This is a genomic window from Deltaproteobacteria bacterium (assembly GCA_020845895.1).
Lineage (GTDB): Bacteria > Lernaellota > Lernaellaia > JACKCT01 > JACKCT01 > JADLEX01.
Genome location: JADLEX010000102.1, coordinates 41,169 through 65,863, shown reverse-complemented (window position 1 = coordinate 65,863; position 24,695 = coordinate 41,169). Strand labels below are relative to the sequence as shown.

Here is a 24,695-nt window from a genome sequence, read left to right as displayed (position 1 = left end):
TGAAAATAGCCATGATCGACCGCGAGCATCACGGTCCGTCCCGTCTCGGGACGGAAGATCCTCGCCATACGGTTCGCCAATCCCCAGTCCATCGCCGACCTCCCGGGAAAAAAAATTGGCGCTCGAGCGCCGCGATCCCGACGGACGCGTACCATGATTCGGCGGTGGCTTCAACCGGAAATGTCTGCCGCGCGGGAGCCCGGTCGCGATTACGCCAAAACCTGCGCTTCGGGTCCCGATGGGATCAGATCGGCGAGGTCCTGAATCGCCCGCGCGAGGCGTTGTGGGGTCTCGTGGAGCGCGTCCGCCGTTTGGTGCTGGAATTCGGCGAGCGCCTCGCGGATTTCGCTGATCTTCCGAAGCAGCGCTTCCACGGTTTCCGCCGCCATGCTGGGCACGCGCGCCATGGCCTCGGCCACCCGATGCTGCAACTCGGCGAGCTTCTCGGACGCGTCGGTCGCGAAATGCGGCATTCGCGCCAGCGCCTCGGATGTGTGCGCGTGCAGTTCCTTGAGGGACGCGAGCAATTCGGCCCAGCGGACCGACGACGGACCCGGCTCACCGAAGGTCGCCACGGTCGCGAGGGAGTCGACCTCGTGCCGGGCGACGCCGCGCCAAAGCGCCAACTGGTCCATGACCCGGTTGCGGACGGTCTCTCGCAGAAGCTCGACCTGGTCTTCGGCCATCCCCGCGGTGGGAACGGGTTCCAGAACGGCGAGGTTGATGCGGCTGATGTTGCGGAAGATCCAGGAGTGCTTCGGCAGGCAGTCGCGCGACCCGTCAACCGCGAGCGGAAGCACGGGCACCTGTGCCTGGATCGCCAGCTTAAACGCGCCATCGTGAAACGCGAGCACCCTGTCGTCCTTCGCGCGGGTCCCCTCCGCGAAGAACATCACCGAGCAGCGGCGCTTCAGGTAGCTCTGGGCGAGGCCGTAGACTTTGCCGCGGCTGTCCTTGTCGCCGCGATCGACGGGGATGTCGCCCGCGAGGCGCATCATCGTCTTGATGACGGGAATCTTGAAGAGCGAAGCCTTGGCGACCCACTTCATATCCCATGGCAGCCGCGAAATGATCGGGATGTCCGCCATGGACTGATGATTGCTGACCACGACGTAGGGATTGCGGGGATTCGAAACGTGCTCCAGCCCTTCGACCCGGATCTTCCACAGGGGATTGACCTTCGTCATCGCCACGCCGCATCGTCGAAACCAGCGGCCCGTGCGGTAGTGGGCCGGGTCGCGGTCAAACAGGCGAACGATCGCGAGCAATGGCCAGAACGCCAGGATGATCAACACGACGGCGGCCCAGATCAGGGCCGAACGCACGACGGCAAACACGAATCGACCTCCCAAACGCCCTCTCGGACCTGTAGCGAGGGTGTGTATTATCGCATGTCCGGCCGGTTGTCCAATACGGGCACGTCGGGACCGGCCACGCGGGACCGAAAATTCCTCTTCAGTTCTCCGGGGTTGGCCCTCATAGGCTCTTGCGAGCGCCCGGCGTCCGGTTATCATGGCACCTGATCGGACTTGCGACGGGGCAGCCTCCGTCCGTCATCGTGGATGCCGCATGCAACCATTTGAGCCGCTGACCTACGACGAACTCAGCCCACGGCTGAAACAGATCCTCCCGCAGGATGCGCCGACCGCGGTCAAGCTGGCCGCGGCGAACGGATTCGTCCCTCTCGGCACGCAGGATCTTCTCACCTGTTTCTATTACCTCGCGAACGACGAGGACCCGAACATCAAACGGACGGCGCGAAACAGCCTTCGCGATCTGCCGCCCGAGATCATCCGCACCTCGCTCCAGAGCGGTGTCCACGAGAAAGTCCTGCACTGGTTCGCCCACCGGCGCTTCGACGACCCGACGCTTTACGACTTGATTCTGCTCAACCGAAACACGGCGGATGAGACGTTTGCCTATCTCGCCGGTCAGGTCGCGAACGAACGCACCATCACGCTGATCGCCCAGAACGAAGACCGCTTCGTTCGCATGCCGGAAATCCTCGAAGCGCTCGAGCTCAACAACAACACGCCGATCTCGGTCCTGAACCGCGCCCGTGACTTTTTCCTGCTGCAAATCGGCCTGCCCTATACCGAGGTGCTCGCGCAGAAGCGTCGCGCGCTCATGGAGCAGGAGATCGACGAAGAAGCGGGCGCGGCGGGGATCATCGACGACGTCACACCGCGAACCGAAACCGTGTCCGACCCCGGGTACATGGCGGACGGGTTCGAGTCGCCCATTCCGGCGGATTGGCGCGACGAACTGCCCCCGGATTTCAGCCTCGCGCAACTCCAGAGAGAAGTCTTCAGCCGCGATGACGACTTCGCCGCCGATCTGCTCGTCGATCCCGAGGACGACATCGCGCCGCAGGTGCGCGAATCGCTTCAGATGAAGGTCAACCGGCTGCCGGTGCTCGACAAACTGCGTCTCGCGATGAAGGGCAATATCGAGGCGCGGAATATCCTCATCAAGAGCCCCATCCGCCTCGTGCAGGAGTGCGTGCTGCGCAACCCGAAGATCACGGTCGAGGAGATCGTGAAGCTCGCCAAGGACAAGACGCAGTCGGAAGAGCTCATCCGCGTCATCGCCGCCAATCGCGACTGGACGAGAAACTACGCGGTCGTCCACGCGCTCTGCTGGAATCCGAAGACGCCGATCAACATGTCGGGAAAGATGCTCGGCAAACTGACGGTGAAAGATCTCGGCTCGATCGGGAAGTCCAAACAGGTCCCCGGCATCCTCACGGTGCAGGCGCGCAAGCTCGCCGTCGAGAAACAACGGTTCCAGTGATGGACGAGATCCCGGCCGCCCCGGTCGCTCCGACGCCGGATCGAGCCGCGTTGCTCGCGGAGGAAGAGCGGCTCTGGGCGCGGGTTCTCGCCGCTCCGGAAGCCGACGACGGCCACCGGGACTATTTCAATCACATCACGCGCGGCGGTTTGCTGCGTGAAGGACTGCGTCGCTACAGCCCGCTTGTGGACGCGAAGGACGACTTCAGCGTCGAATCGCGTCGCCAGTTTCGCCGTTACCAGCAGACGCTCATGAATCTCATGTTCATGACCGGCCCGCGGCCCCCCGCGGACTCCGGCCGCAACAACCTCGAATACCTCGCCCTTTACGTCGCCGCGTTCCTTGGGATTGCGGGCTTGGTGATTCCCGGCCCGATTCCGAAGATCCTCGTCCCGATCGGGCTCGGATTCGTGGTATTCAGTCTCTACCGACGGTACCGACGCGTTTCCGAGAAACCGCCCGTCTCCCCCGGCGTCCAATTTCCCGACGCCGACAAACCGCACGATTCGTGACCGCCAACGTGGGTCGGCTCTGGCTGGTCGCGACGCCCATCGGCAACCGAGGCGACCTGCCCCCGCGCGCCGTCGAAGTACTCGGCGAATGCGATCTGATCGCCGCCGAGGACACGCGTCACAGCGGGCGATTTCTCGCGTCGTTCGGAATCCGCAAACCGATGATTTCGTACTTCGAGGGAAACGAAATAGACCGCGCCGAATCGTTGATCGAGCGATGTCTCGCCGGACGGACGATCGGCCTCATCTCAAGCGCGGGGCATCCCGCCATTTCCGACCCGGGATATCGCATCGTCGATGCCGCGCACCGAGCGGGCGTCGAGGTCCGCGTCGTCCCCGGCGCTTGTGCCGCCGTCAGTGCACTCGCCGTGTCGGGTCTGCCCAGCGACGAGTTCACGTTTCTCGGGTTCATTCCACGCGAAGGGGTCAAACGTTCCGAAATCTGGCGTCGCATGGCGACGGGCGGAACGTTTGTCCTCTACGAATCCGCGAACCGACTCGTCAGAACACTCGAGCACCTGCGTGAGCATCTCGCAGATCCCGTGGCGTGCGTGGCGCGCGAATTGACGAAGCTTCACGAAGAGGCTCGGCGTGCCCGTGCGTCAGACTTGGCGACCGAGTACGCGTCGCGCGACGTGCCGGGCGAGATCGCATTGGTGGTTCACGTCGAAACGCCGCGCCGCGAGCGCGCGACCGACGCCGACCTGGCGGAAAAACTCCGTAAGCTTCGTGAACGTACGCAACTTTCCGACCGCGATCTGGCCGACGCGGCGGCGATCCTTTGCGGGATCCCGCGAAAGGATGCGTATCGTGTCGTCACGGAAAGTCGCATTGACGACGAATCAGAATCCTGAGGAGCGTTACGGATTTTCACGGCGCCGACGCGTGTCGCACACGAGCGATGGCCGGCGAACGGCGCGAAATGACGCTCAAATTCTGTCGACGGACATTGGGATTCGTCCGGCACGAGCCTTGCTTCCCTTCAAATCGAGAGATGACTGAAGACGCCGATGGCTCGGCGAATGGCCCCAAGGGACGCGAAACGTGACAATGGTTGCCTCCCGTTGAACTCACGCGCTCCTTGGGGCCATTCGTTGATCGGTTCCGGCCCATACCCCGCCGCACGCCCCTTGCACGCGTTCGTGAAGCCCCGTTAAAGTCCTTCCACGAACTTCAGGGAAACATCATGTCGGCCAGTTTTCTCGTCCTCGCGATCCCCGCGAGCATCGCGTTCGTCTGCATCGTCTTTCACTGCGCGAAGATGCGCGGAACACGGACGGCGATCGCGTTCTTCGCATCGTTGATCGGGTTCGGTCTTCTGCGCGGAAACCTCGTCTATTGGATCACGAACGGCAAACCCCCGTACCGATTTGAAATGTCCGTCATGACCGTGGGACGTACCGGCGTGGTCGAAGCCATGGGCTGGTGCATCGCGGTGTACATCTCCTGGAGCATCGCCGAACGTCTTCTCGCCGGACGAAAGCCGCACGAGGACAATCTGCTCGTCCAGCTCCTGTTTTCCTGCTCGATGATGATGGGTTTCGCGCTGCTCATGGAGACGGCCGCCGGACGCATGGACTGGTGGCATTGGTCCCCTCCGCGCGGAATGAAGGCGTCACCCGCGTTGCGCGACGTGGAGCGCGGCATCACAGAGTGGTTCTCGGTCGGGTTCGACTTTTTGACGCCGTGGCTGCTGTTCACGTCGGCGCGGCTGAAAAACCGCGCGTGGGCGCTGCTCGGACTGATTCCGTTTCCCGTGCATTTCGGATTTCACGAAATTCGCCGCGTGGTGCTCGATCACGGCGGGATTCACTTTTCTCAGAAGGCCCTGGATGGTCAGCATCTCATCAAACTCAACCGTGTGTCGCATTTCGTCATGCTCGCGGTCGCCGTGATGCTGCCCTATTTCCTGTCCGTCGCACGCAATCCCTCGCCCGACTACCGCGCGGCGCACTCCTCGCCGACGGGGGCTTGGTTCGCCCGACTCGACGTGATCGCCCTCGGCATCGTGTTTCTCACGGTCGCGACGGGGCTGTTCGGGGTTGCCGGCGAGGGCGAACTCGTGATCTTCGCCCTCCCCGTCCTGGCCGCGGGTCTCTATGCGTGGTGGTGGTCGGAGCGTCGCGCGGTCGCTTGAGCCGCCCCTAAAACGCGCTGCATCCGCCCGAAATATCGCCGCCGTCGGTATCTTCTTCGATCTTGTTTCGCGAGACGTCGACGTCGCACTCATCCTCGAGACACTCGAAGAGCCCGTCGCACTCGCTGTTGTTCGCGCGGCACTCGACCGCGCAATCCCACGGTTCGGTCTCTTCATCGCAAGCGTTTTCGGCGTCGAAGCGTGTCTCGTAATCGGTCAGAAACGCGTCGCACACATCGTAGAGCATCGACATGAGCGACCGGCAGTCGAAGGGCGAGTCATCGTCCCCGTCATCGTCTTCGTCGTCGTCCGGAATCCAATCGTCGTCATCGTCGTCGTCGTCCGAGTCGTCGTCCGAGTCATCGTCGGAGTCGTCGTCGACATCGTCGTCGGTGTCGTCGTCCGTCTCATCAACAACCTCGATCGTCACCGAGTCCGGCGCGGAACTCATGTCGTAATCGGCGACGACCAGGCGGATCGTGATGGTACCGACCTGGTCGGCGTCAAACGTCGGGCTCTCGCTCGTGTCCGTCACCAGGGTGATGTTCGGCCCCGAGAGCTGCGTCCACTGGTAGGTGAGCGGATCGCCGTCCGGATCGTAGCTGCCGCTGCCGTCCAGGTGCACGTTCGTTCCCACTGGAACCGTCTGGTCCGGACCCGCGTCGGCGATCGGCGCAAAATCGCCCGGTTCATAAAAGCCCACAACTACCTTGCGCGATCCGACGGCAAAACCCACGCGCTCGTTGGCCATATGAATCGAATAGAGTTGCCCCGCTCCTCGGAGCGGATCAGCCTGCCAGGTCACCCCGCCATTGGTCGTTCGAAGGATCACAAGATCGTTGTCGTAGTCGCTGCCGCCGACCGCCCAGCCGATATCGGCGTCGAGCATCTGAAACGCGCCGATGACGTAGCCGCTTCCCGGCGCTCCGATGCCGGAGATCGTCGGGAGCGTCCCGTTGTTCCACGTCGCCGCGCCGTTGGTGGTGTAACGAATCTGCGTGACCTCGGCGTCCTCGTTCGTAACCAGCAACCAGCCGCGCGACGCGTCGATGAACTGGACCTGATGAAAACCCAGATTCGCGTCGCTCAACAGGCTCTCCCAAGACTGCCCTCCGTTGGTGCTGCGCAGGAGCTCGCCCTGGATGCCGTTCACATCGCCGTCAAAATCTTCCTCGAATTCCGTGTCATCGTCCGTGATCTCGTCGATGAACATTTCCGACGTGACGTAGATGAGATCCTCGTCCACGACATCCACGTCATGGAGCGGCGCTTCGTTGCCCCACACCGACGGCACATTGTTCGAGATCGTCCAGGTGTCGCCGCCATTCGCGGTCTTCCACACGTTCATGGCGTCGCCCACGGCGAAGCCGACGCCGCTGTCGTGAATGTCGAGGGCGTTGAGCTGGTGATCCTCGTAGATCGGCGCCGGCGTGTATTCGGTCCAGTCCGCGCCCGCGTTCGTCGTCTTCGCGATCCAGTTCGACTCGTAGATCAACAGACAGTTCGACTCGTTGTTGTGCCACGCGCCGACCACCATGCCCTCGTACAGATCGTCGAAGTGCAGATCGAATGCCGCGTAAAACGAGTTGCAAAGGCCGCCGGAGAACGGGTTGATGTTCTTGGTGAACAGGGGTTCCAGCGTGTCGCCGCCGTCGGTGCTCCGCTGGATCAGGTGCTCGTTGAACACGTCGAACAGGCCGTCGAAACCCATCCCGACGACGTAGAGATGGTTGCGGTCGATCGCCCAGACCTTGTAGAGCTGGCTCGGCTACGTGATGCCGCCGACCTGCTTCAGTTCCCAGTCGGCGAAACTGCCGGCGGCAATCGCCAAAACCGCGGCCAAAGCCAAAACCATGACGAGGGCACGTTTCATAAAAAACACCCGGGTAAACGTGGAACGGTGGATAACTATTCTCGCAAACCTTACGGGCGGTCAAGTCGCCCTGGGAAACGGACGAATCCCCGATTTTCGGTCCCGGGAATACTCCCACCACGGTTTCGCGCCCTTGCCGTCGGCGTAATCGACCGCCGCGCGAAATACGTCGAGACAGCAGATATCGTGTCGGACACCGTCGAGCCGGCACAGGCGCTCGTACAGGTCGTCCGGGTCCGCGCCGCGCAGGTCCTGCGGTCGACGCATGCCGAGCCGGATCAAGTCCTCGGCCATTCGAGGCCCGATGTTCGGAATGGACGTCAATTCCGCCATGGCCAGCTTGTCGACCGCACCACGCCTCACCATCACTCAATCCCCCGATTGCCGCTCCAGCCCGTAGTCCTTCATCTTGATCTGCAACCCCTTGCGCGAAAGGCCGAGCAGCTTGGCGGCCTGCGTCACGTTGCCGCCCGTGCGACGCAGCGCTGCGCCGATCATCTCGATCTCGACGCGGGCGGCGGCGTCGCGCGATGCATCCTTCAGGTCCAGCGAATCCCCCGAAGTGTTGGCGAGCGGCGCAATCGTTTTCGTTCGGACCGACAGCTCCTCGGGCAGATCACCCACGCGGATCACATCTTCCTCGGCCAGCAGCACCGCGCGTTCGATCGTGTTTTCGAGTTCGCGGATGTTCCCGTGCCACGGGTGTGCACGCAGCCGCGCCCAGACTTCCGTGTCGACTCCTCTCACCTTTCGGCCAAGGCGGCGATTGAACCGTGCGACAAACGTCTCGACCAGGGTATCGAGGTCTTCCATGCGCTCGCGTAGCGGCGGCAGGCGCAAATGGACGACATTCAGGCGGTAATAAAGATCCTCGCGAAACCGACCGGCGGCAACTTCTTCGCGCAGATCCACATTCGTCGCGGCGACGAGCCGGACGTCCACGCGCAGCGTCCGAACGCCGCCCACGCGCTCGAACTCCTGCTCCTGAATCGCGCGCAAAAGCTTGACCTGCGTTTCGAGGGGAATGGAACCGATCTCGTCCAAAAATAACGTCCCTTTGTCGGCCAATTCGAAACGCCCCGGCTTTCCAGCAACCGCGCCGGTGAACGCGCCTTTTTCGTGGCCGAACAGTTCGCTTTCCACGAGCGACGCGGGGATCGCGGCGCAATTCACGCGGATGTAGGGTGCGGCGGCGCGGTCGCTGCGCTCCACCAACCGTCGCGCGATCACTTCCTTGCCGGTGCCGGATTCGCCGGTGATGAGCACCGTGGTCGGGCTTTTCGCGACGCGGTCGACGAGCGCGAAAAGGGCTTTCATCTGCGGGTTTCTGGACGGCGAATCGCCGCCGTCCACGACCAGTTCGTCGCCTGCCGTCGCGGCGGGCTCCCGGCGATCCAGATCGCGCGATCGCACGGCTTTTTGCACGATCGCGACGAGTTCCGACTTGTCGAAGGGTTTGGTGAGGTAGTCGAACGCGCCGACCTTCATCGCCTCGACCGCCGTCTGCACCGTGCCGTGCGCGGTCAACATGACGACCGGAGTGCCCGCGCGCGTCGCCGAGAGATGGCGCAGCAGTTCCATCCCGTCCATTCCCGGCATCCGAAGATCGGTCAGCACGCAGTCCGGCGATTCCTCCGCGAGCACCTCGACCGCCCGCTCGCCGCTCTCGGCTTCAAGGCAATCGAATCCCTCGCGTTCGAGATGCGCGGCGATCACCCGGCGCATGTTTTTTTCGTCATCGACGATCAGGATCAGGGGCATGAAGACTCCGTCATCGACCCGGCGCCGCGTCGGCACGGTCATCGACGACCGCGTCCGCCCGCTCGCCCGCCACCGGCAATTCGATGGTGAAAACGTTCCCGCCGCCATCGCGCTCCCGCACGACGATTCGGCCGCCGTGAGCCTGTACGATTCGCTGGCTGATGGGAAGTCCCAATCCGGAACCCGTTTCCTTCGTCGTGAAAAACGGCGTGAACATCTGAGCGCGCACGGACGGGCCGATCGTCGGCGCGCGGTCCGCGATCTCGATGTTCAGAAACGATCCGACCCGTCGCGTCGCGATCAGGACTTCGCCTCCGGGCGGCTGCGCCTCCCACGCGTTTTTTAGCAGATTGATCAGCACCTGCCGGATCTGCTCGCGGTCGAAATTCCCGGCCGAAGCGCCGGGGTCCGGCGACGACTCGATGCGCAATTCGCGAGGCATCTCTCCCTCGCGCAGGAACGCCACCGTCTGCCGAATCACGTCGTTGATGTTGCACGGACTCTTCTTCAACGCGAACGGACGCGCGTAGTCGAGAAACCGCGTCAGCACCCGGTTGAGGCGATCGGCCTCCGCGACGATGATCTCCACAAATTCCCGCGCGGTGGCGCTCAGGGGTTCGTCGACGAGATATTGCGCCGCGCCCTTCATCGAGCCGAGCGGGTTTCGAATCTCGTGCGCGAGAGACGCGGCGAGTTCGCCCAGGGTCGCCATGCGGTCCTGCGCACGCAGTTTCTGATAGATCCTCGCGTTGACGATACGCACCGCCGCCTGATCCGCGATCGCCTCGAGTCGGCTGCCAGACTCCGGTCCGTGTTCCGTCAACGACGACCCGGCCGTCAAGTAAGCGCCGACGAGTTCCTCGCGGTAGCGCATCGCAATCAGCCAATCCGCGGAGCAGCCTTCCATCAGTTTCAGCAGGCGCAGATACCGATCGCGCTCGGCGCCGGCGTAACTCTCCGAAACCCGCTGCGTCATCTGTGCGCGAGACTCGGCGCCCCGCAACAGAGCGAGGTCTTCCGCCAAATCGCCATCGAGCAGTTCCGGGCCGTGCAGCGCCCCCGCCCATCGCGTCAGTCCGCCGCTTTCGCGGGCGAGGTAAACCGACGCTCCGGTCAGGCCCAGCTCCGCGGGCACCCGGTGCGCGAGAAACTCGCCGATTTCATCGAGCGCGAACTTTTCGGCGAGTTCCGCGACCAGCACGTCGATCCGGCGCACCACGTCGCCGCGTCCGCGCTGAATCCACTCGCGCGCACGTCCTGCCAAGGTGAAAAACAGCGGGTCGTAGATCACCATCATCATGAACGCGACGACGAGGGTGTGAAAGACGAAGAGCACCGGCGACGGACGCACGAGATAGAAAAAGAGTCCGTACACGACCATGAGAAAAATCGTGGAGGTGACCAGCATGATCGTGCGCACGGCGAAGGTGCCAAGGCTGAACGACTGGTACCGAACCACGGACTGGAACAGGTAGTATTGATAAGACATCAGCGCGACGGGCGCGACCGGTCCCCCTCCTCCCGCCGCCTCCGCAAATGCGCAAAGACCGATCGTCGCGCCCGACGCCGCGATGAGACCTCGATAGCGCCGTCGGAGAACCGTTTCGCGCTCGCGCGAAAAACGCGCGACGAGCAGCAGGAACGCAGGTGCGCTGATCGCGAGGATGGCGAGCGCGACGCGCCCGGACCGCGCGCCCGGCGGAAACCACGAGACCAGCCGAATCGCCGTGTCGAACTGAGGAATGAACGCGGAGACGGAGAATACCGCCGCCGCTCCGAAGAGCGCGACAAGCACCGCGTCGAGCCAGCGCACCGGCGTCATGACGTAGCTGTAGATAAGATAAAGATAGCTCGGGACGACGAACGCCGCGGCACAGACCATTGCCCGCAGAAAGTTGTGGTCGCCGGTGATTTTCACGCCGACGTACGACGACGCGAACGCGACGATGACGCCATTGAAAATTGAAAACGGCAGCGTGGTGCGGCTGCGCTCTTTCCGCGTCCAAACCACGATCGCCAGCATCGCCGCGATCAGCGCGGTGAGCAGCAGGGCTTGGGTGCGGACGTTGAGGGCGCCGAGCATCAGCGGATCTGAAACGCGGCGTGACGTTCAGGTTCCGTCCGCCTGACGTCGACGCGTTCGACCCGTGCGTGCGGCGGCCCTTGGCGGCACCATTCGATGAAGCGTTCCACGTCGTCACGACCCCCTTCGGCGAAGGCTTCGACATCGCCGTTCGGCAGATTGCGTACCCAACCGGTGACACCGATTCGCATTGCCGCTTCGCGCGCGCTTGCGCGATACCAGACCCCCTGCACTCGGCCCGAGATCACCAGATGCGCGGCATCCATTTTATTCAATCCGCCTTTCGCGCTCACTCCGAACCAATTTCGCGCAAGAGCCGCTCTTCGTCCCAGATTTCGATGCCGAGTTCGCGGGCCTTGTCGAGTTTCGATCCCGCGGACTCGCCGGCGACGACCACGCTGGTCTTCCTGCTCACGCTGCCGGCGACCGTCGCGCCGAGGGCTTCGAGTCGCTGTTTGGCCTCGCCACGGTCCATGGAAGCCAGAGTCCCGGTCAGCACCATGGTCTTCCCGGCAAGCCGACCGACGGTTCGAGTCTTTTCCCACGCGGGCGCAATGCCCAGAGCGAGCAGGTCCAGGACAAGTTGTCGGTTACCGGGATCTTCAAACCATCCGCGAATCGACGCCGCGACGATCGGACCGATGTCCGGAACGAACGCCAGTTGCTCGGTCGTCGCGTCCATGACGGCGTGAATGGACCCGAATGCGTCCGCCAGCGCCTTCGCCGTCGCTTCGCCGACATGTCGGATGCCGAGCGCAAAAATGAATCGTCGCAGTGTCGTCGACTTCGTGGCCGCAATCGCCGCGAGGAGATTCTCGGCGCTTTTGTCGGCCATGCGATCCAAACCGGCCCACTGTTCGCGCGTGAGGCGATAGATGTCCGCCGGGCTTTGCACGACCCCCCTCTCCACGACTTGCCGGATCAGTTTTTCGCCAAGTCCGTCGATGTTCATCGCGTTTTTCGACGCAAAGTGGCAGAGGCTCTCGATCCGTTTCGCGGGACACGCAGATCCCACGCATCGCCATGCCACCTCGTCCGGCAGCCGTACGATCTCCGATCCGCAGACCGGACAATGATGCGAAATGGAATCGGGAATCGAGAATGGGACCGCTTCCGATGGCCGTGATTCGGTGACGACCGACACCACCTCGGGGATGACGTCTCCCGCGCGCTGGATCACCACCGTGTCGCCGACCCGCACGTCGAGCCGGTCGATCTCGTCCTGATTGTGCAGCGATGCGTTCGACACGGTCACGCCGCCGACAGCCACGGGCGTCAGTCTCGCCACCGGAGTCAGCGCCCCCGTGCGCCCCACCTGAATGTCGATCGCCTCGACGACCGTTTGGACCTGCTGCGCGGGAAACTTCGCGGCGATCGCCCATCGCGGACTGCGTGACAGGATGCCGAGCCGTTCCTGAAGATCGAGCCGGTTCACCTTGCCGACGACGCCGTCGATGTCGAACGGCAGGTCGCCGCGGATCGAGGGGATCGACTCGTAATATTCCACCGCCTCGTCGATTCCCCGGCAAAGCCGGCGCTCGGGATTGACGGGGAAACCCCACGCCGAAAGGCGGCGAAGCCAGTCCTCGTGTGAGTCGAGCCGCAGGTCACCGGTGCGACCGATCCCATATAAAAATATTGCCAACGGCCGCGACGCCGTCACGGCCGGGTCCAACTGACGCAGCGACCCGGCAGCGGCATTGCGCGGATTCGCGAAGGTCGGCTCGCCTTCCTCCTCGCGGCGGGCGTTCATCGCCGCGAAGTCGCTCTTGCGAATGTACACCTCGCCGCGCACATCGAGCAGGTCCGGCGCATCGGACGGAAGCTCGCGAGGAATCGCCGCGATTGTGAGAAGGTTTCGCGTGATGAGTTCGCCGATCGTGCCGTCGCCGCGCGTGGACCCCGCGACGAGGCGACGATTTTCGTAGGCGAGTTCCACGGCCAATCCGTCGATCTTGAGTTCGGCGACGTAGTCGATCGGCGTTTCGGAACCCCAATCCAATTGCCGCCGGACCCGGGCATCGAACTCGCGCAGCTCGCCCGCGTTCATCGCGTTGGCGAGCGAAAGCATGGGCAGCGCGTGCGTGAATTTCTCGAACTTTTCGGACGGCCTCGCGCCGACGATCTTCGTCGGCGAGTCGGGCGTGGCAATGTCCGGAAACCGCGCCTCGAGATCCGCGAGCTCTCGCATTAGCGCATCGTACTCCGCATCGCTGATTTCGGGTGCGTCCTGACGGTAATACAGGTCGTTGTGACGGGCGATCGCGTGGCGAAGTTCGGTCGCGCGCAATCGCGCTTCGTGCGTTTCCATCGGCGTCCTCGTGCCCGAAAACTAGCACGCGGTCCCGCATGTCTTCAACGCCGCGTCAGTTTCCCTACGTTCGAGGTTTGACTTTGGAACCGCGAGACTTATCTTTGTGTCAGACGGTTCGGGGCGATCCGGCCGCAAGGAGTGTTCCGTGTTCTACGATCCGACCTTCGTTCTGCTCATCCCCGCGATTCTCCTGGGCATTTGGGCTCAGTGGAGCGTCAATTCGAGTTTCAAGAAGTGGTCCAAGGTCCCGTCGGCCCGTGGCCTGACCGGCGCGCAGGCGGCGCGCATGGTGCTCGACCGCGCCGGGTTGCACGACGTGCGCATCGAGGGCATCCACGGCAAGCTCTCGGACCACTACGACCCGCGCGACCGCGTGTTGCGTTTGTCCCCCGACGTCGGCAACAGCAACTCGCTCGCGGCGGTCGGCGTGGCCGCACATGAAGCCGGACACGCCCTGCAGCACGCGCAGGGTTACGTTCCGCTGGCGATCCGCTCCCGGCTCGTGCCCGTGGCGAGTCTCGGCAGCACGCTGCTGTGGCCGCTCGTCATCGGCGGGTTCCTTTTCCAGATTCCGATCCTGCTCAAGATCGGCATCGTCCTCTACGCGTTCGCCGTGCTCTTCCATCTCGTGACCCTGCCCGTGGAATTCAACGCCAGCGCTCGTGCGATCCGCGTGCTGTCGGACACCGGCATTCTCGTGGAGAGCGAAATCGGCGGCGCGAAGAAGGTGCTCTCGGCGGCGGCCATGACCTACGTCGCGGCCACGCTGGTGGCGATCATCGAACTGGTGCGGCTCGTACTGCTCTCGGGGATGGGTCGCGACGACTAAAGCCTGCGACTCACCACTCGTCCGAATCGACGGGTCGCGGACGGGAGACTGCCAGGCACGTCGGTTCCGGTCGCACGAGCGAGAGTTCCTCGTACAACGCCGACCACTCGCCGACGAGATCGCCGAGCGCCGCCACTGCCGACGACATTTCCCTCGCGATGGGCAGCGATCCGAACGACATCCAAGGCTCACGAACGTAGTGGACGTGCTCGACCAGCGCGAGGGGACCGGCTTTCGCGCGAAGGATCGCCTCGTTGATGGCCTCGTTCAGCCCGCCGATCCGATCCGCGAGGTGTCGCTCGACGGCCGCCGCTCCGCTCCAGACTCTCCCCTGCGCGCGTTCCTCGACCTCTTCGACCGACATCTGCCGCGACGACGCGACGCGCGACTTGAACAAATCGTAGAATTCGCGATTGAGCGCCTTCATCCGTTTTCGCTCGCCGTCCGAAAACGTCCCGTAATCCGACATGATCGCTGCGTTCTCGCCCCCGCGATACACGGTCTTTTTCACGCCGATACGGTCGTACAGTCCGCGCAGCGAGACCTTTCCGGAGATGACGCCGATCGAACCCGTGAGCGAGGCCGATTCGGTGAAAACGACATCTCCCGCCATGGCGAGGTAGTACCCGCCCGACGCGGCCACGTCGCCCATCGATACGACGAGCGGCTTCTTCTTTTTCAGCCGCATCAGCTCGCGATGAATGAGATCGCTCGCCGAACCCGAACCGCCGGGAGACGCCACGCGAAGAACCACCGCCTTGACGTCGTCGTCCCGTCGCAGCGCGCGCAGCACGCGACCGAGCGCCTTCGGTGTGATCTGCGCTCCGCTTTGCCGGCCGGACCGATCCACGATCGGACCCGCCGCCGTCACGACCGCAACGACCGGCGCGGACTTCGCCAGCGCCTCGTGACGTTCCACGGCGGCGTGGATTCGATGATGACGATGAGAGGCGATGAACCGCCTCTTGCCGTTGTCGAAGCCAAGCCCCGAACGCACTTCGTCCCAGTAAGCGACGTCGTCGACGAGTCCGCCGGACTTCGCGTCGGAGGATCCGTACGGACCGCCGTCGAGCCATTCGCACACGCGGGCAGCGTCCACGCCGCGCCCCGCGGCGATCAGGTCGATCAACTCGCGATGAACGTCGGCAAGCAGCTCCTTCATCATGCGGTCGGCATCGCGCGAGGGGCCGGAACGCATGAGCGTTTCCGCCGCGCTTTTGTAGCGACCCTCATGGAGGAGATCCGGCTCGACGTCGAGATGATCGAGAAGATCCTTGACGAAGAGCGATTCGAACGCGAGTCCCGTGACGAAGAGCAATGCCCCGGGCACGATGACCACGCGTTCGCACTGCGCGGCGATCGCGTAGTCCGGCGTATGGCCGGACTCGATCACGGCGATGGTCTTTTTTCCCGCCGCGCGCGCGGCCCGCACGAGTCGCGCCGTCTCCTGCGTCCGCGCGAGACCCATGCGACCGTGCGAGACGACGATCACCAGGGTCTCGATCTTCGGATCGGCCGCGACGAGGCGAAGGCTTTCGACCAGTCGCGCGAAATCGCGCCGATCGCGCCGGAAATATCGCCAAACCGAGAAGGGCACGACCTCGGGGTAAGCGCCTTCGATTCGAATGACCACGCTGTTGTGATGCGCTCGCCGCTCGACGACTCGATAGCACGCGGCCCAGAACCCATGCCAGACGACTCGCCACAACTTTTGGATTCTCTCGCGAACCATTCCTTGTCCTGAACGAAAGGGGATTTTGAGCGTAGTGGGAATCCCCATGGCGCGCAACGACTCGGCGAATGCATCTGTCGGGATATGCCGGAAACTTGGTGCGGTCCTTTACAGGCCTCGCACCGGTTGCTATTCAGAAGCTCTTAACCGCCCGCACGACGAGTTTGGCGTGATTCGCGACTGGGACAGCGTTCCGACTCTCAATACCGACGTCGACTTCGCCGACCTGAGCGTCATGCTGTCGACGACGCAGACCGCCATCCTTGCGCGCGTCAACGGCCTCGCGTCTCTGGGGATCATCCGAGAATCGCTGCACGTTTCGATCGGCGACATGGAGGACGCGGTCGAGCATCTCATCGCGCTCGACCTGATCCGACTCCCTTCATACGCGCCCCGCGCCGAGGAATCTCGAAGAAAGAAACGGGCCGAGCCCGTCCGCGCCGTGCGCGAACCTTCGCGGCGCGAGGAACTCGCGGAGCAATTGATCGGCAAACCCTGGACGCCCGACGACGCTGCCAGGATCATCGGCGAAACGCACCACGAACGACGCAGCGGGGTCCTGCGTTTCGTGACGACGGGTGGTCGGTGCAAGAGCCTCTACTTCGAGCACGGAGACCTGCTTCAGGTGACGTCCCGCCCCTTCAATCCCGGCGAATGCCTGGGCCGCATTCTTCAGCGTGTCGGGCGCATCCAGGAAGACGAGGTCCTTCGCTCGCTGGAATTGCGCAAGGCAAAGGGAATTCTGCAGGGCGACGCGTTGATCGAAATCGGCGTGCTCGGGCCGCAGGAAGTCAAGAAGTACCTGAAAATCCAGGTTGAGCTGAAACTCGGCGAACTGCTGGCGTGGACCGGCGGCGTCTGGACTTTTACCGACGTGGAGAACCTCCGCGAGCACTTCCGGCCGTCTGATGTCCGTCTGCCGCGGCTCTTGTTCAACGTGTACTGGAAGAACTACGACTACCTGCCCGCGGAAGAGCGCCGCGAGGATGTGGAGCGGAGGTATGTCGGGCTGCCCGACATTCCATTCTTTCCGGTCCACGAACTGCGCATCGCTCCACACGTGGATCGCATCTGGAACAGCATTCGCGTCGCCGACGTCGAATACCGCAACATCGCGATCACCATGCGCATTTCGACGCAGCAGCTCTATCGCATCATCTGGACGCTCTACGTCTGCGGATTCGTCGATTTCTTCGCGTCGCCCAGGCTTCGCGATTCCGGCGGCGTGATCCGCACCGCTTGATCCGATCCATCAAGCCGTGATACCAGACGCGGCTTTTCGACACTTCCTGAATTGGAGATTCGACGATGTCGAAACCCAAGAGCTATCGGTTCAGCACGACGTGCGTGCACACCGGCGCGAAGAAGGACCCCGCTTGGGGTTCGGTCGCCACGCCGATCTACCCCACGTCCACCTTCGCCTTCGTCGAGCCGGGCAAGACGACCGGGTATGACTACACCCGTTCGGGCAACCCCACACGCACCGCGCTCGAGGAAAATCTCGCCGCCATCGAGGGCGGTGCGCTCGCTCGCGCGACGTGCACCGGCATGTCGGCGATCACGACGGTGCTGTTCATGTTCCGCGCCGGCGACCATCTCATCGCCGGTCACGACATCTACGGCGGAACGTTTCGTCTACTCTCGTCGGTTGCGAATCGGCACGGCATCGACGTCAGCTTCGTCGACATGCGTGATCCGAAAAACGTCCGTGACGCGATTCGGCCCTCCACCCGCGGCATCTGGATCGAGTCGCCGAGCAATCCTCTGCTCAACATCGTCGATATCGCGGCGGTGGTGGAAATCGCGCGGAAGAAGAAGCTCGTCACCATCGCCGACAACACGTTCTGCACGCCGGTGCTCCAGCGCCCGCTCGACCTGGGCGTGGACGTCGTCGTGCACTCGACGACGAAGTACCTGAACGGTCACAGCGACGTCGTGGGCGGCGCAATCATCACGCGCGACGCGAAACGCGGCGAAGAGATCGCCTATCTCACCAACGCGCTCGGCACCGCGTGCTCGCCGTTCGACGCCTACCTTGTGCTGCGCGGGATCAAGACGCTGCCGCTGCGCATGGCGGCCCATCAGGAAAATGCTCAGGCCGTGGCGGATTTTCTCGCAAACCATCGCAAGGTGAAGCACGTTTACTATCCGGGGCTCGAGGATCATCCCCAATACGATCTCGGGCGACGGCAGATGGCGGGACCGGGCGGCATGATGTCGTTCGACATCGCGGGCGGCGCAAAGGCGGCCGATTCGTTCGTGCGGCGCACGAAGCTCTTCACCCTCGCCGAATCGCTCGGCGGTGTGCATTCGCTCGTCGAGATCCCCGCGACCATGAGCCACGCATCGATGACGGCGGCGGCCCGAAAAGCGGCGGGAATCACGCCCGCGAACATCCGGCTGTCCATCGGTATCGAGGCGAAAGAGGATCTCATCGCGGATCTCGACGAAGCGCTCGCCGCCATCTGACGATCAACCAGACGCGAAAAGGACGCCGGCGAACCGGCGTCCTTTTTCAATTTGATAAACGAGATTTATCGCGGAAACGCGTTCAGGCCGATCCAGCGCGCCCGCGCGCCGAGTTCCTCCTCGATCCGCAACAGCTCGTTGTACTTTTCGAGACGTTCGGAGCGCGACAGCGAGCCCGTCTTGATCTGCCCCGTGTTGCAGGCCACCGACAGCGACGCCAGAAACGTATCGCAGGTCTCGCCGGAGCGATGGGACACGACCTGCGTGTAGGAGTTCTTCGACGCGAGCCGGATGACGTCGACCGTTTCCGTCACGGTGCCGATCTGGTTGAGCTTGATGAGAATGCTGTTGCCGATCTGCTTGTCGATGCCCTCGGCGAGGCGCACCGGATTCGTCACGAACAGATCGTCGCCGACGAGTTGGATCTTCTTGCCGAGCCGGTCGGTCAGATGTTTCCAACCGGCCCAGTCGTCCTCCGAGAGTCCATCCTCGATCGAGAGGATCGGATATTTGCCGACGAGTTGCTCGTAAAACGCCACGACCTCCTCCGAAGAAACGCGGTTCATCCCCTGCGCTTCGAGGGTGTACGCGCCGTCGCGGTAGAACTCGGATGCCGCCGCGTCGAGCGCGAAATACACGTCCTCGCCCGGGCGGAACCCCGCCTTTTCGATCGCGGTCGTGATGAGTTGAAGCGGTTCCTCGTTGTTCTTGCAGTCCGGGGCGAAACCGCCCTCGTCGCCCACGCCGGTGCTGTAACCCTTCTCCACCAGTACCTTCTTGAGTGCGTGGAACACCTCGGCGCCGTAACGAAGCGCCTCCCGATAATTCGGCGCACCCGCCGGGACGATCATGAACTCCTGGATGTCCACGTTGTTTGTCGAGTGCTGCCCGCCGTTCATCACGTTCATCATCGGCACCGGCAACAGCGTCGCCTCGTCGCTGCGCGTGATCGACCGAAACAACTCGACGCCGGCCGACATGGCGTACGCGCGCGCCACGGCCATGCTGACCGAAAGAATCGCATTCGCGCCGAGCGATCCCTTGTTGGGCGTTCCGTCGAGTTCGATCATCGCGCGATCGATCTCCTCCTGAGCCGACGCGTCCATTCCGCGCAGGCGCGGCGCGATCCGGTCGTTGACGTTCGCCGCCGCCTTCAGCACGCCCTTGCCCAAATAGCGCGACTTGTCGCCGTCACGCAGTTCCACCGCCTCGTGGCTGCCGGTGCTCGCACCCGACGGCACCATCGCCTCCGCGCGCGAGCCGTCGCTGAGCACGACGCACGCCGCCACCGTGGGATTGCCGCGGGAATCGAGAATCTCCCGCGCCCTGATCGTCTCTATCGTCGCCATGTTTTTGCCCTTTATCGATTCGCGATGGCCGCCTGCGCCGCCGCCAGACGCGCGATCGGCAGTCTCGACGGCGAGCAGGACACGTAATCGAGCCCGGTTTTGTGGAAGAAGTGCACGCTCAGCGGGTCGCCGCCGTGCTCACCGCAAACGCCGACCTTGAGTTTGGCGTTGACGGAACGACCTTTTTCGACCCCCATCGCCACGAGCGCGCCGACGCCGTCGACATCGATCGAGACGAAGGGATCCTCGGGCAGGATGTCGTTTTCGACGTAGAACGGCAGGAACTTGCCCGCGTCGTCTCGCGAGAGACCGAAGGTCGTCTGCGTCAGATCATTCGTTCCGAAGCTGAAGAAGTCGGCCACCGTCGCGATGCGGTCGGCCGTGACCGCCGCGCGCGGCAGTTCGATCATGGTGCCGATAGGAATGTCAATCTTCGCGTTGGCCTTCTTCAGGATGTCACGCGCCAGCGCCTCCGTGCGTTCTCGCAGGATCGCCAGTTCCTTGTACGTTCCGACGAGCGGAATCATGATCTCGGGCACGCACGCCACGCGATACCTCTTACGCACCGCGATGGCGGCCTCGACGATTGCGCGCACCTGCATCAGGTAGATCTCAGGATAGGTGATGCCGAGGCGGCAACCCCGGTGGCCGAGCATCGGGTTCGCCTCGTGCAGCGCCTGCACCTTGTTCGCGACGAGCTTTGCCGGCAGGCCGACAACGCGCGCGAGCTCTTCGACTTCTTTCTTCGTGTGGGGCAGGAACTCGTGCAGGGGCGGATCAAGCAGCCGGACCGTGACCGGACGCGCGCCCATCGCGCGGAAGATGCCCACGAAATCCTTGCGCTGATACGGGAGAAGCTTTGCGAGCGCCTTCTCGCGACCTCGCAAATCGTCGGCGATGATCATCTCGCGAACGGCGATGATTCGGTCGCCGCCGAAGAACATGTGCTCGGTACGGCACAGACCGATGCCCTCCGCTCCGTAGACGACCGCTTCGGCCGCTTGATCCGGCTGGTCGGCGTTGGTGCGGATGCGCAGGCGACGATGCCGATCGGCCCATTTCATGAGCTGGTCGTAGGCCTGGAAGGTGATGGACTTGCGCGCCTTGGCGGCGGCCTGGCCCTTGCCGAAGAGCGCCTGCTTCACCTCCGACGGCATGACCATGACCTTGCCGACCATCACCTCGCCGGTGAATCCGTCGATGCTGATGAAGTCGCCCGCGCGAAGCGACTTGCCTTTCACGTTCATCTTGCCCGTCGCGTAATTGATGACGAGTTCCGAACACCCGGCGACGCACACCTTTCCCATCTGCCGCGCGACGAGCGCCGCGTGCGAGGTCTGCCCGCCGCGCGCCGTGAGGATGCCCAGCGCCGCGTTCATGCCGCGGATGTCCTCGGGACTGGTTTCCATGCGCACGAGCACGACCGGCTCGCCCTTCGCCGCCAGCGCCACCGCGTCCTCGGCGTGGAACGCGATGCGTCCGCAGGCCGCTCCGGGCCCGGCCGCAAGTCCCTTGGCCACAAGGCGCCCTTCGTTCTTCGCGCGGTTCTTGTCCTTGGGATCGAAGACCGGTTTGAGCAACTGGTCGAGGGCGTTGGCGTCGGGCACGAGACGCACCAGCGCCTCTTCGGGCGTCGCGAGACGCTCCTTGACCAGATCGACGGCGATCCGGCACGCGGCGAAGCCCGTGCGCTTGCCGACGCGGCATTGAAGCATCCACAGGCGCCCGGCTTCGATGGTGAACTCGATGTCCTGAATGTCGCGGTAATGCCGTTCGAGCTTGGAAACGATCGCGTCGAGTTCCTTGTAGGCGGCCGGCATTTCCTTTTTCAACTGCTCGATCGGTTTGGGCGTCCGCGTGCCCGCGACGACATCCTCGCCCTGCGCGTTCGTCAGGTATTCGCCATAGAGCAATTTGGCGCCGCTGGCGGGATCGCGCGAGAACCCAACACCGGTGGCGCAGTCGTCGCCCATGTTTCCGTACACCATGGCCTGCACATTGACCGCCGTGCCCCAGTCCTCGGGTATGCGATTGAGTCGGCGATAGACCTTCGCCCGGTCGTTCATCCACGACCCGAAGACCGCGCCGATGGCGCCCCAGAGCTGCGCGCGAGGTTCCTCGGGAAAATCGCGACCCGTGCGCTTCTTGATCTCGATCTTGAACAGCCGCACGAGTTCCTGAAGATCCCCGACGGTCATGTCGAGATCCAGCGTGATCCGGCGTTTGTGCTTGACGTGCTCGATGATCGCCTCGAAGGGATCGATCTCGGTCTTCTCCACCGGGCGCAGGCCGAGCACCACGTCGCCGTACATCTGCACGAAACGCCGATAGCAGTCCCACGCGGTTCTTTCGTTCCGCTTCGAGAGCCCCTTCACGATCGCGTCGTTGATACCGAGGTTGAGGACGGTGTCCATCATGCCGGGCATCGACGCGCGCGCGCCGGAGCGCACTGAAACGAGCAGAGCGTTGTCCGGATCGCCGAACGTGCGGCCCATGATCTTCTCGACCGCGGCCAGCGCGGTGTTGACCTGTGCCTCGAGTTCGGCCGGGTACGAGTTCCTGTTGCGATAGTAGTAAGTGCAGACCTCGGTCGTGATCGTGAATCCGGCGGGAACCGGAATGCCGAGATTGCTCATCTCTGCGAGGTTGGCGCCTTTGCCGCCCAGGAGGTTTTTCATCTCGGCCTTGCCGTCGGCCCGACCGCCTCCGAACTGGTAAACGTATTTCGCCATGTGCTCACCCCCTGCGGATAAACCGCTTCAACTCAGGTCACATCAAAGCCGCCCAGGAACCGTCCCCACCCAAGCCCAAGCCCAAGCATTTTCAACGGGATTTCGCCGGGGTCAAATCCCGACGTCGAACGATTCGGAAAAATTTCGGATGTATCTCGCCGCATCCACCGTGACCTTGAACATCGCGGTGGTGATTTCGGCCGCGAACGACGCCATATCGGGGTTCTTTTCCAAATACCGCCCACGGAGCCGGTCGCGTTCGGGTCCCACCTTCAGCTCCCACGCCACGCCGTTGATGCGCAACGCCTCCACGTTCCACACGTCGTCCGCCCCGATCCGGGAATCGATCATCAGCGATACTCGGCCGTCGGCCTTGAGATTACGATAGGTCTGGTGTTCGCGATCGACGAAAAACACGAGCGTGCGCAGATCCTCGCCCGAGGCGAAGACGATCAGCGTCGTGTGCGGATGTCCCAGATCGCTCGTGGAAAGAACAGCGATCCGCTGCCGGTCCAGAAGCCTTGCCGACGCTTCGAGCGCCTGGGATTCGTCGATTTCCAAGGGAGCCTCGGCCAGGAAGGGGCGCATGGAGCGGACGCTGGAAAATTCCCCGAATTCCTTGATTTTTCTTAAGGATTTCCGGGTTTGCTGTCAATCCCGCGCGACGGCGGACAGCCCCTCCAAAGTCGATTTTCACCGATTTCCCACTTGGTCGCCATGCCCCTGTTTCCCGAGGTGGCGCCGATCAGTTCACGATATGCCCTTCGCCGACCTCCGGCGGTGGCGTCGGCGTCGGCATGGTCCGCAACATCTCGATGAACACGTCCACCAATCGCGGGTCGAACTGCCGTCCGGAGCAGCGGCGCAGCTCGTCGAGCGCCTCGTCGTGTGTCCGACCGGCGCTGTACGGCCTCGTCTGCGTCATCGCATCGTAAGCGTCCACGATGGCGAGGATCCGACATTCGAGGGGAATCTCCTCGCCGCGAAGCCGGTTCGGGTATCCGTTGCCGTCCCAAAACTCATGGTGATGCAGCACGAGATTCGCGATATGCGCGAGTTCCCGCGAACGGCTGGCGATCTTGTGACCGATCTGAACGTGCATCTTGATCTTCGCGTACTCCTCGGGCGTCAGGACCGACGGTTTGAAGAGAATTTCGTCGGGAATCCCGACCTTGCCCAGATCGTGGACCCGCGCGAACAGGATCAGATCCCGCCGTCGGTGATCCGGAAGACCCACCAACTCCGCCATGCGCCCCACCATGTGCACCATCCGCTCGACATGCCCCTGGAGGACGAAGTCGCGTTCGGCGAGCGCCATGAGCAGGATGTCGATGACGCGGCTCTTCGGGCTCTCGATCTGGGTGAGCTTGTATTGATACATGTTGTCGTCGGCGCGCTGGTAGATCTCGAAGACGCTCTCGTGCGCGCCGTGCGACGTCGAGTGACCGATCGAGATGCTGATCGGGATGCGCGGCGACCGCGAGTTGAAGCGCTTGACGCGTTCCAGCACCTCCGTCACGCGAAGACTGACGAGGTCGACCGGCGTGTCCGGCATGACGACGCAGAACTCGTCGCCGCCGACCCGGCACACCTCGTTCGTCCCGTTGAAGGTATCGGCGAGCATGCGCGCGACGGTGGCGATGTGTTCGTCCCCGGCGCGGTGACCGAAGGTGTCATTCACCACCTTGAGCCCGTCGATGTCGGCGACGACGATGGAGACCGGTCCCGGCATCCGCTCGCCATTGGAGTAGCGCTCCATCAATTCCTCGAAGAAGGTGCGGTTCCGCAGGCCGGTTTGCGGATCGTGATATGACAGAAAACGCAGCCGTTCGTCGTCGCGTTTACGTTCGGTCACATCCACGACGTGGCCGATCGTGGTGGAGAGTCCGTCGTGGAAAATCTGGGACACGAGCATGGCGACCCAGACCGATTTCCCGTCGGCTCCGAGCATGCGGCACTCGTACTCGCGAGGTGGATTTCCGCCCCGCGCGCGCTCTTCGAGATTTTCGCGAACCTGGTCGCGATCGCCCGGATGCACAAAATCCAGAACTTGTGTGCCGAGCTTGACCGGGATGTCCTCGGGCCGATATCCGAGCATCTGGGCGAGCCGG

19 protein-coding genes are annotated in these 24,695 nt (G+C 63.4%); 7 read left to right on the top strand and 12 right to left on the bottom strand.

Going from position 1 to position 24,695, the window contains the following annotated elements; genetic code table 11:
- Positions 1–209: 209 nt before the first annotated feature.
- Positions 210–1,337, bottom strand: a complete 1,128-nt coding sequence (locus IT350_14075; protein MCC6159172.1) for a 1-acylglycerol-3-phosphate O-acyltransferase — start codon at positions 1,335–1,337, stop codon at positions 210–212.
- Between the two features lie 232 nt (positions 1,338–1,569).
- On the opposite strand from IT350_14075, the gene IT350_14070 reads away from it, so the two are divergent.
- The 4 genes from IT350_14070 (at position 1,570) to IT350_14055 (ending at position 5,442) form a co-directional block, all read left to right on the top strand.
- Positions 1,570–2,793: a hypothetical protein gene (locus IT350_14070; protein MCC6159171.1), complete on the top strand. Its 1,224-nt coding sequence runs from the start codon at positions 1,570–1,572 to the stop codon at positions 2,791–2,793.
- A complete protein-coding gene (locus tag IT350_14065; GenBank protein ID MCC6159170.1) occupies positions 2,793–3,305 on the top strand; it encodes a hypothetical protein in 513 nt (170 codons plus the stop codon). The genes IT350_14070 and IT350_14065 overlap by 1 nt, the downstream gene beginning before the upstream one ends.
- Positions 3,302–4,159 (top strand): 16S rRNA (cytidine(1402)-2'-O)-methyltransferase, encoded by an 858-nt coding sequence (gene rsmI / locus IT350_14060; GenBank protein MCC6159169.1) that lies wholly within the window; start codon positions 3,302–3,304, stop codon positions 4,157–4,159. Before IT350_14065 ends, rsmI begins: the two co-directional genes overlap by 4 nt.
- Positions 4,160–4,491: 332 nt before the next feature.
- On the top strand, positions 4,492–5,442 hold the full coding sequence (locus IT350_14055; GenBank protein ID MCC6159168.1) for a hypothetical protein: 951 nt from the start codon (positions 4,492–4,494) through the stop codon (positions 5,440–5,442).
- A 7-nt stretch (positions 5,443–5,449) separates the two neighbouring features.
- On the opposite strand, the gene IT350_14050 is transcribed toward IT350_14055, so the two are convergent.
- The 6 genes from IT350_14050 to ligA form a co-directional block, all read right to left on the bottom strand.
- A complete protein-coding gene (locus IT350_14050; GenBank protein ID MCC6159167.1) occupies positions 5,450–7,153 on the bottom strand; it encodes a hypothetical protein in 1,704 nt (567 codons plus the stop codon).
- A 222-nt stretch (positions 7,154–7,375) separates the two neighbouring features.
- On the bottom strand, positions 7,376–7,681 hold the full coding sequence (locus IT350_14045; protein MCC6159166.1) for a helix-hairpin-helix domain-containing protein: 306 nt from the start codon (positions 7,679–7,681) through the stop codon (positions 7,376–7,378).
- A gap of 3 nt (positions 7,682–7,684) precedes the next feature.
- Positions 7,685–9,076: a sigma-54-dependent Fis family transcriptional regulator gene (locus tag IT350_14040; GenBank protein MCC6159165.1), complete on the bottom strand. Its 1,392-nt coding sequence runs from the start codon at positions 9,074–9,076 to the stop codon at positions 7,685–7,687.
- Positions 9,077–9,086: 10 nt separating this feature from the next.
- Positions 9,087–11,159 (bottom strand): hypothetical protein, encoded by a 2,073-nt coding sequence (locus tag IT350_14035; protein MCC6159164.1) that lies wholly within the window; start codon positions 11,157–11,159, stop codon positions 9,087–9,089.
- Positions 11,159–11,425 carry an acylphosphatase gene (locus IT350_14030; protein ID MCC6159163.1) on the bottom strand — a complete coding sequence of 89 codons (267 nt, stop codon included), beginning with the start codon at positions 11,423–11,425 and terminating at the stop codon, positions 11,159–11,161. The genes IT350_14035 and IT350_14030 overlap by 1 nt, the downstream gene beginning before the upstream one ends.
- Positions 11,426–11,448: 23 nt before the next feature.
- Positions 11,449–13,470: an NAD-dependent DNA ligase LigA gene (ligA, locus tag IT350_14025; GenBank protein ID MCC6159162.1), complete on the bottom strand. Its 2,022-nt coding sequence runs from the start codon at positions 13,468–13,470 to the stop codon at positions 11,449–11,451.
- A gap of 148 nt (positions 13,471–13,618) precedes the next feature.
- Between ligA and IT350_14020 the strand changes: the two genes are divergently transcribed.
- The gene (locus IT350_14020; protein ID MCC6159161.1) at positions 13,619–14,302 is read left to right on the top strand and encodes a zinc metallopeptidase; all 684 of its coding nucleotides are present in this window, start codon (positions 13,619–13,621) and stop codon (positions 14,300–14,302) included.
- Positions 14,303–14,312: 10 nt separating this feature from the next.
- On the opposite strand, the gene sppA is transcribed toward IT350_14020, so the two are convergent.
- Positions 14,313–16,034, bottom strand: a complete 1,722-nt coding sequence (gene sppA, locus IT350_14015) for a signal peptide peptidase SppA (GenBank protein ID MCC6159160.1) — start codon at positions 16,032–16,034, stop codon at positions 14,313–14,315.
- Between the two features lie 169 nt (positions 16,035–16,203).
- Here sppA and IT350_14010 point away from each other — a divergent pair, with 169 nt between their 5' ends.
- The gene (locus tag IT350_14010; GenBank protein MCC6159159.1) at positions 16,204–17,277 is read left to right on the top strand and encodes a hypothetical protein; all 1,074 of its coding nucleotides are present in this window, start codon (positions 16,204–16,206) and stop codon (positions 17,275–17,277) included.
- A 65-nt stretch (positions 17,278–17,342) separates the two neighbouring features.
- Entirely contained in the window at positions 17,343–18,503 is a 1,161-nt protein-coding gene (locus IT350_14005) for a PLP-dependent transferase (GenBank protein MCC6159158.1), read from the top strand.
- A gap of 65 nt (positions 18,504–18,568) precedes the next feature.
- On the opposite strand, the gene eno is transcribed toward IT350_14005, so the two are convergent.
- From eno to IT350_13985, 4 genes are all read right to left on the bottom strand, one after another.
- Positions 18,569–19,852, bottom strand: coding sequence for a phosphopyruvate hydratase (gene eno, locus IT350_14000; GenBank protein MCC6159157.1), 1,284 nt, complete (start codon positions 19,850–19,852; stop codon positions 18,569–18,571).
- An 11-nt stretch (positions 19,853–19,863) separates the two neighbouring features.
- A complete protein-coding gene (locus IT350_13995) occupies positions 19,864–22,584 on the bottom strand; it encodes a pyruvate, phosphate dikinase (GenBank protein MCC6159156.1) in 2,721 nt (906 codons plus the stop codon).
- A 111-nt stretch (positions 22,585–22,695) separates the two neighbouring features.
- Positions 22,696–23,145, bottom strand: coding sequence for a pyridoxamine 5'-phosphate oxidase family protein (locus IT350_13990; GenBank protein ID MCC6159155.1), 450 nt, complete (start codon positions 23,143–23,145; stop codon positions 22,696–22,698).
- Positions 23,146–23,329: 184 nt separating this feature from the next.
- Positions 23,330–24,682: a diguanylate cyclase gene (locus IT350_13985; protein ID MCC6159154.1), complete on the bottom strand. Its 1,353-nt coding sequence runs from the start codon at positions 24,680–24,682 to the stop codon at positions 23,330–23,332.
- Between the last annotated feature and the right edge of the window lie 13 nt (positions 24,683–24,695).